Origin of the sequence: Frigoribacterium sp. MEB024, from assembly GCF_000878135.1 — a bacterium.
In the GTDB taxonomy this organism is placed as follows: domain Bacteria; phylum Actinomycetota; class Actinomycetes; order Actinomycetales; family Microbacteriaceae; genus Frigoribacterium.
In genome coordinates this window covers 35276-43729 of the sequence record NZ_JXQZ01000020.1, presented here as the reverse complement: position 1 = coordinate 43729, position 8454 = coordinate 35276, and the positions used below count along the sequence as shown (strand labels likewise).

General features: G+C 71.5%; 6 protein-coding genes. 4 read left to right on the top strand and 2 right to left on the bottom strand.

The features are described from left to right. The first annotated feature begins 294 nt into the window (after positions 1 to 294). Positions 295 to 555, top strand: a complete 261-nt coding sequence (locus SZ60_RS04980; RefSeq protein ID WP_043594205.1) for a hypothetical protein — start codon at positions 295 to 297, stop codon at positions 553 to 555. Between the two features lie 15 nt (positions 556 to 570). Here the strand turns inward: SZ60_RS04980 and SZ60_RS04975 are convergent, their stop codons facing one another. Together SZ60_RS04975 and SZ60_RS04970 are read right to left on the bottom strand one after the other, a co-directional pair. Further along, complete coding sequence (locus SZ60_RS04975) at positions 571 to 936, bottom strand: ASCH domain-containing protein (protein ID WP_043594204.1); 366 nt, start codon at positions 934 to 936, stop codon at positions 571 to 573. 33 nt (positions 937 to 969) lie between these two features. Continuing rightward, positions 970 to 1929, bottom strand: a complete 960-nt coding sequence (locus tag SZ60_RS04970; protein WP_043594202.1) for an NAD(P)-dependent oxidoreductase — start codon at positions 1927 to 1929, stop codon at positions 970 to 972. A gap of 294 nt (positions 1930 to 2223) precedes the next feature. On the opposite strand from SZ60_RS04970, the gene SZ60_RS04965 reads away from it, so the two are divergent. The 3 genes from SZ60_RS04965 (at position 2224) to treY (ending at position 8448) form a co-directional block, all read left to right on the top strand. After that, positions 2224 to 3792: a S8 family serine peptidase gene (locus tag SZ60_RS04965; protein WP_043594201.1), complete on the top strand. Its 1569-nt coding sequence runs from the start codon at positions 2224 to 2226 to the stop codon at positions 3790 to 3792. 64 nt (positions 3793 to 3856) lie between these two features. Beyond that, complete coding sequence (gene glgX / locus SZ60_RS04960) at positions 3857 to 6055, top strand: glycogen debranching protein GlgX (RefSeq protein ID WP_043594222.1); 2199 nt, start codon at positions 3857 to 3859, stop codon at positions 6053 to 6055. Between the two features lie 17 nt (positions 6056 to 6072). Next, positions 6073 to 8448, top strand: a complete 2376-nt coding sequence (gene treY / locus SZ60_RS04955) for a malto-oligosyltrehalose synthase (protein WP_043594221.1) — start codon at positions 6073 to 6075, stop codon at positions 8446 to 8448. Positions 8449 to 8454 lie beyond the last annotated feature (6 nt).

The following is an 8454-nucleotide window of genomic DNA, read 5'->3' as shown; positions in this document are numbered from 1 at the left end:
CCGTCCAGGACGAGATGCTCGTCGGCGTCGCGAAGATCACCGCCGCCACGGAGTAACACCCGTCTGGCCGGCTACCCGCCGGCCCGGCCCAGGGCCGCACCCCGCCTCGCGAGGTGCGGCCCTGAACCCGGGTCGTCTCCGTGACGACGCACCGGCCCTCGCTCGTCGAGGGCCGGTCATCCCGGTGGTCCCCCTTCCGCCTCCGGGCGGGAGGGGGTTTCCTCTGCCCTTGCCCAGCCGCCGACCGACGAACGGAACCCCGTGGTGCACCCCGCCTCAGCTCCGACTCCCCCGATGCTCCTCGGGCGCCTCCCGACCCATGCCGGAGCAGCGCCGGTCGAGGTGCGCCTGCCACGCTCACGGTTCCCCGTCGCGATCAGCTTCGAGTCGTCGGACACCTGGTCGATCGCCGAGCGCTTCGGCGAGCAACTCGTCAGCCACGGGCGGCTCGCCTACCGGGCCGGCGCGTTCGTCGTCCGTACCGCGGCCGGCACGACCCGCTACGGCCCCTCGTGGCAGGCCGCCGTCACGGCCCACCTCCTCCGCCGCGGCTGACGACGACCGGTCCGGTCATCTTCGGTCTCGACGACCCGGCTGGGGGGATGGCGTCTCAACGACGAGTTCGGCGACCTCGACGATCGCGTCGTCCGGCATGTCGGGGTAGTAGTTCTCCCGCAGCTGCTCCCCGAAGCGCATCATGTCCGTGCCTTCGGGCTGCCGAGCCTGTCGTGCGGTGAGTTCGTCGAGTCGGTGCCTCCGCACGGCGGTGACGTGCCCCGCGAGGGGAACGGCCGTGGGATGGCCGTCGAACACGAACGTCGACGGGCCGACCCGCATCGACTCGCCCCACCGGACCGTGGTCACCTTCTCACCACGGACCATCGCGTCGTGGTGCTTCCGGTGGAAATGCACGAGCTGTCGAGCGTCATCAGTCACTCGCCCAGCCTGCCCGAGCCACGCGCACCCGGGTCAACCCAGCGTCAGCTGCCCGTCCGCCTCGAGCCACTCGAGGCCCTCGACGACGGCCTGCACCGAGGTGTACCGCGGAGCGTAGCCGAGCAGTCGGCGGGCCTTCTCGATGCTCATCGAGTGGCTGCGCGAGGCGTGCTGCCACGACGCGTCGCCGTGCTCGTCGGACGTCTGGTCTCGGAACTCGGCCCACGAGACGAACCGCAGCCGCGCCTCCTGACCGTGGTGCCGCGCGATCGCCTCGGCGAGCCCGCGCAGCGTGATCGCCCGCTCGCTGACGACGTGGAACGCCTCGCCGACCACCTGCGAGTGCCGCTCGGCCGCGAGCTGGAAGGCCTGCGCGACGTCGTCGGCGTGCACGTGGTGGACGGTCTCGAGCCCGAGGCCCGGCATGGCGATCTCGCGCCCGGCGGCCAGGGCCTCCCAGACGGAGAGGTCGAGGTTGCCCACCGCGTTGATCATCGGCCAGCCCGCACCCGTGATGTGCCCGGGGTGCAGCACGATGCTCTGCACTCCGCCAGGACGCCGCGACTCGCGGAGCAGCAGCTCTTCGATCGCGGCCTTCTGCGTGCCGTACTCGCCGAACGGGGTGCGCTCGGCCTCTTCGGTGATCGGCACCTCACGCGACGGGCCGTGCACCCACACCGTGCCGCAGTGCACCAGCACGGTGCCCGTGCCCTGCAGGGCGTCGACCATCTGACGTGCCGACGCGACCGTGAAGCAGATCATGTCGATCACGACGTCGGCCCCGAGCCCGGCGATCGCGCCCGCGAAGGTGCCGTCGGCGTCGCCCGCCTCGCGATCGAGCAGGAGGCGCGCCACGCGTGACCACGCCGCGTGCGGCCGGTACGGCTCGGAGGCCCCGCGGCTGACGGCGACCACCTCGTGGCCGGCCTCGACGAGTCGCGGGACGAGGAAACCGCCCACGTGGCCGGTGGACCCGATGACGACGATCTTCACGACGCGACCCCCGACACGATCGAGAGGGCCCGGAGCGGAGGACGGGGGCGAGGAGTGGCAGCGCTGCGCACGGCATCGGAGGACATGGCCCGACGCTACCCGGCGCCCCTGACACCGGTGTACCCCGCATGGGGGTCGTGCAGCGTCCCCTCAAGTGCCCACTGCGCCGTGGCCCCGAATTCTTCAGACTTCCCATGAGGAGCACGGCGGCTCGTCGGATCACCGGGCACGGCCCGCGACGAGCCACCCGCTCCGCGCGTCCCATCCGGCACACGCGACCCGACGAGGAGAACCATGACCTTCACCGACCCCCGCACCCGCGGCATCCGCCGCCGCGTGACGACCGCCTGCCTCGCGGCGTCCCTGACCCTGGGACTCGTCGCCGTGGGCTCCGGAGCCGCGGTCGCCGCGCCTCCCACGTCCGCACCCGGTACCCCCGCGGCCCCGGGCAAGCCCGGCCCCGCCCCGACCCTGCCGGTCGTCGAGGGCCCGGTGATGAACTACGTCGTCAACGCGACGAAGGCGAACCCGGGCGCGACCAAGCAGGTCGAGCGGGCGGTCGCCGCGGCCGGCGGCAGCGTCATCGCCGCGTACGCCGAGCTCGGCGTGGTCGTCGCGCAGTCGAGCAACACGAACTTCGCCGCGTCGGTGCGCGGCGACAAGGCCGTGACGTCGGCCGGTGCCACCCGCACGGCCGCGGTCGCCGAGACCGACCCGACGTTCGGCGTCGGCACGACCACCCCGGGCCCGGGGAAGCCGGTCAAGCCGGGCAAGCCCGGTGGGCCCGGACACCCCGGCAAGCCGAAGGCCGCGACCTCGCCCGAGCAGCGACTCGAAGAGGCCACGACCGTCGTCGCCGACCCCCTCGAGGCCCAGCAGTGGGACCTCACGGCCATCGGGGCCGACCGGGCGCACCAGGTCACCGACGGCAGCCGCGACGTGCTCGTCGCCGTGCTCGACTCGGGCATCGAGGGCGACCACCCCGACCTGCAGCCGAACATCGACGTGGCCGCCTCGGCGAGCTGCCTGACCGGGACGCCCGATGCGAGCTACGACGCCTGGCAGCCCACGACGAGCGACCACGGCACCCACGTGGCCGGCACGATCGCGGCGGCCCGCAACGGCGTCGGCATCGTGGGCGTCGCCCCGGGCGTGACGATGTCGGCCGTCAAGGTCGTCAGCGACGACGGCTTCATCTACCCCGAGGCCGCGATCTGCGGCTTCATGCAGGCCGCCGCGACCGGTGCAGACATCACGAACAACAGCTACTACGTCGACCCGTGGCAGTTCTGGTGCGGCTCGGACGTCGACCAGGCGGCCGTGTTGACCGCCGTCGACCGCGCGGTGCAGTTCACGCAGAAAAAGGGCATCGTCAACGTGGCGGCGGCCGGCAACTCGTCGATCGACCTCGCGAACAAGACGGTCGACACCGCCAGCCCCAACGACACCACCCCGGTCTCCCGGCCGATCGACTCGCGTTGCCTCGACATCCCGACCGAGCTCGACGGCGTGGTCACCGTGTCGTCGACCACCTCGGCGGGGACGAAGTCGAGCTTCTCGAACTACGGCGACGGCGTCGTCGACGTCGCGGCCCCCGGTTCGGCGATCCTGTCGACCGTGACCGGCGGCGGCTACGGCACCAAGTCGGGCACGTCGATGGCCTCGCCCCACGTCGCGGGCGTGCTGGCCCTGCTGAAGTCGACCCACCCGCGTCTGAAGGGTGCGGCCCTGACCGGACTGCTCGAGCAGCAGGCGACCGACACCCCCTGCCCGTCCGCCACCACGACGTGCACCGGCACGCCGGCGGACAACGGGTGGTTCGGCGAGGGGATCGTCGACGCCCTGGCGGCCGTCACGAAGTAGCGGTCGTCGCCCCGACGGGGCGCTCGTTCGCCCCTAGGCTGAGCGAGTCCCAATCGGAGGTTCGATGCACACCTGGCCCGGCAACCCCTACCCCCTCGGCGCGACCTACGACGGCAGCGGCACCAACTTCGCGATCTTCAGCGAAGCCGCCAGCAAGGTCGAGTTGTGTCTGTTCGACGACGACGGCACCGAGACGAGGGTCGAGTTCACCGAGGTCGACGCCTACGTCTGGCACGCCTACCTGCCCACGGTGCAGCCCGGCCAACGCTACGGCTACCGAGTGCACGGCGAGTACGACCCCGCGAACGGCTCGCGTGCCAACCCGAACAAGCTGCTCCTCGACCCGTACGCCAAGGCCACCTGCGGCGAGATCGACTGGGACGAGGCGCTGTTCGCCTACACGTTCGGCGACCCCGACTCGCGCAACGACAAGGACAGCGGCCCGCACATGATGCTGGGCGTCGTCATCAACCCGTTCTTCGACTGGCAGGGCGACCGCGCACCGAAGTACAGCTACGACGAGACCGTCATCTACGAGGCGCACGTCAAGGGCCTGACCGAGACGCACCCCGACATCCCCGAGGAAGAACGCGGCACCTACGCCGGCGTCGCGAACCCGGCGATCATCGACCACCTGAAGAAGCTCGGCATCACCACGCTCGAGCTGATGCCCGTGCACCAGTTCGTGCAGGACAACACGCTGCTCGAGAAGGGCCTCAGCAACTACTGGGGCTACAACACCATCGGGTTCTTCGCCCCGCACGCCGCCTACTCGGCCACCGGCGACATCGGCCAGCAGGTGCAGGAGTTCAAGACGATGGTGAGGGTGCTGCACGACGCCGGCATCGAGGTCATCATCGACGTCGTCTACAACCACACGGCCGAGGGCAACCACCTGGGTCCGACGCTGTCCTTCAAGGGCATCGACAACGCCGCGTACTACCGGCTGATGGACGGCGACCAACAGCACTACATGGACTACACGGGCACCGGCAACAGCCTGAACGTCCGTCACCCGCACTCGCTGCAGCTCATCATGGACAGCCTGCGCTACTGGGTCACCGAGATGCACGTCGACGGCTTCCGGTTCGACCTCGCGGCGTCGCTCGCCCGGGAGTTCTACGAGGTCGACCGCCTCTCGACCTTCTTCGAGCTCGTGCAGCAGGACCCCATCGTCTCGCAGGTCAAGCTGATCGCCGAGCCCTGGGACGTCGGCCCCGGCGGCTACCAGGTGGGCAACTTCCCGCCCCAGTGGACCGAGTGGAACGGCAAGTACCGCGACACCGTCCGCGACTTCTGGCGCGGTGAGCCCTCGACGCTCGGCGAGTTCGCCAGCCGGATCACCGGCTCGGCCGACCTGTACGAACGCGACGGACGCCGCCCGGTCGCGAGCATCAACTTCGTCACCGCGCACGACGGGTTCACGATGCGCGACCTCGTCAGCTACAACGACAAACGCAACGACGCCAACGGCGAGGACGGCAACGACGGGGAGAGCCACAACCGTTCGTGGAACTCGGGCGTCGAGGGCGAGACCGAGGACGGCGAGATCCGCGCCCTGCGCGAGCAACGACAGCGCAGCTTCCTGGCGACGCTGCTGCTCAGCCAGGGCGTGCCCATGCTGCTGCACGGCGACGAGCTCGGCCGCACCCAGGGCGGCAACAACAACACGTACGCACAGGACAACCCGATCAGCTGGATCGACTGGCCGAACGCCGACCGCGAGCTGATCGAGTTCGTCGCCGAGGTCATCAAGCTGCGCCACGACCACCCGACCTTCCGCCGACAGCGTTACTTCAACGGCCGTCCCGTCACCCGCGGCGAGGGCGAACCCCTGCCCGACATCGTCTGGTTGACGACCGAGGGCGACGCCATGCAAGAGGGCGAGTGGAACGAGTCCTACGCCAAGGCGATCGGCATGTTCCTCAACGGCAACGGCATCCGTGGCCGTGACGCCCGCGGCGGTCGCATCACCGACGTCAACTTCGTCCTGTACTTCAACGCCAGCGCCGAGACGGTCACCTTCGTCCTCCCGCCCGACGAGTACGCCCAGGGCTGGGAGGTCGTCGTCGACAGCACCGTGACGGCGCCCCCGCCCCCGGCGAGCGCCGCTCCCCGCACCCCGACGGCCACCCGCGCCGCCACCACCACCCAACCGCCCTCGACCCCGCAGGCCCCCGCGGCCCTGCGGGCCGGCGACCGACTCCCCGTGGCGGGTCGCTCGCTCGTCGTCCTGCGTGCCACGGCCGAGGAAGAACTGTGACCCGACACGAACCGACCATGCACCCGCGCTCGACGTACCGCCTGCAGGTGCGCGCCTCCTTCGACCTCGACGCGGCCGCCGACCTGGTGCCGTACCTGCGGGACCTCGGTGCCGACTGGGTCTACCTGTCGCCGATCCTCGCCGCCGAGCCGGGCAGCGACCACGGCTACGACGTCGTCGACCACAGCCAGGTCGACCCCGAGCGCGGTGGTGCCGAGGGTCTCGACGAGCTCTCGACGCGCGCGCACGCCGAGGGCCTCGGCGTGCTGGTCGACATCGTGCCGAACCACGTCGGCGTGGCGACCCCGAAGGCGAGCGTCTGGTGGTGGGACCTCCTGACCCACGGCCGCGCGTCCCGCTACGCCGACGCGTTCGACGTCGACTGGGCCGCGGGCGATGACAAGGTGCTGCTGCCCGTGCTCGGCGAGCCCGCCTCGGCGGACGGCGCGATCGAGGGCCTCACGGTCGAGGGCGACGAGCTGCACTACTACGACAACGTCTACCCGATCGCCCCGGGCACGAGCTCGCCCGGCGACGACGCCGCCACCGTGCACTCGCGTCAGCACTACGAGCTGGTTCACTGGAAGAAAGCCGACACCGACCTCAACTACCGTCGCTTCTTCGCGGTCAACACCCTCGCGGGCATCCGCGTCGAAGACCCGGGTGTCTTCGCCGAGTCGCACGCCGAGATCGGCCGCTGGTTCTCGGAGGGTCTCGTCGACGGCCTGCGGGTCGACCACCCGGACGGCCTCGCCGATCCCAAGGGCTACCTCGACCTGCTCGCCGCCCTGACCGGCGACGCGCACGTGCTCGTCGAGAAGATCCTCGAGGGGGACGAGCGCCTGCCCGAGGACTGGGCGACGGCCGGCACGACGGGTTACGACGCCCTGGCCGACCTCGACCGCCTCTTCGTCGACCCGAGCGGAGCACCCGCCCTCGACGCCCTCGACGCGCGCCTGCGCCGGGCCCGCGGGGTCGACGCCGACGAGCAGGCCGCCGGGGCCGACGAGACGACCGGTGACGCGCCCGTCGACTGGCACGAGATGATCCTCGGCACGAAGCGCGGCATCGCCGACGGCATCCTGGGCAGCGAGATCAACCGTCTCGCCCGCCTGATCGCCGAGGGCAGCGCCGTCGACCCGTCCGTGGTGGACGCGCTGGCCGAGCTGGCCGCGGCCTTCCCCGTGTACCGCAGCTACCTGCCGCAGGGCGCCGAGTGGCTGACCGAGGCCGCCGAGGTCGCCACGAGCCACCGTCCCGACCTCGCCGACGCCGTCGGACGCGTCGTCGCCGTGCTGCGCGACGAGTCGCACCCCGCCTCCGTGCGCTTCCAGCAGACGAGCGGCATGGTCATGGCCAAGGGCGTGGAGGACACCGCCTTCTACCGCTACAGCCGCCTGGCGACGCTGACCGAGGTGGGTGCCGACCCGAGCGAGTTCTCGCTGACGCCCGACGAGTTCCACGCGCGTCAGCAGGTGCGCCTGGCCGAGCGTCCGTTCGGCATGACGACGCTGTCCACGCACGACACGAAGCGCAGTGCCGACGTGCGCGCCCGCGTCTCGGTGCTGGCCGAGGTCGCCACCGAGTGGGCGGCGACCCTCGAGCGCCTGCGCGAGCTCGCCCCGGTCGGCGACGGACCGTTCGAGAACATCCTCTGGCAGACGATCGTCGGCTCCTGGCCCGCGTCGCGCGAGCGCCTGCACGCCTACGCCGAGAAGGCCTCCCGCGAGGCGAGCACGTCGACCACGTGGACCGACCGCACCGACGAGGCCGAGGCCTTCGAGGGGCGGATGCACGCCGCGGTCGACGCCGCCTTCGACGACGACGAGGTGCGTCACGAGGTCGAGCGCATCGTCGACGTCCTCCGCGCACCCGGGTACAGCAACTCGCTGGGCGTGGCGCTGATGCAGCTCACCGGCCCCGGCAGTCCCGACGTGTACCAGGGCGGCGAGCTGTGGGACTTCTCGCTCGTCGACCCCGACAACCGACGCGAGGTCGACTTCGGGCTGCGCCGGCGCCTCCTGGACGACATCCGCGGCGGGGCGACGCCGGCGATCGACGACACCGGTGCCGCCAAGCTCGTCGTGACACACCACGCCCTGACGCTGCGCCGTGACCGACCCGACCTGTTCACGCGCTACGCCGCGTTGCCCGTCTTCGGTGAGCAGGCCGCGTCGGCCGTCGCCGTCGACCGCGGCGGGGCGCTCGCGATCGCGACCCGCCTGCCCGTCGCACTCGAGCAGGCCGGCGGCTGGGACGACACCGTGGTCCTGACCGCAGGAGGCGCGTACCGCGACGTGCTCACCGGCCGTCGGCACGAGGGCGGTCGCCTCCGCCTGGCCGACGTGCTCGACACGTACCCCGTCGCCCTGCTGATCCCCGCAGAGGACTGACCCCGT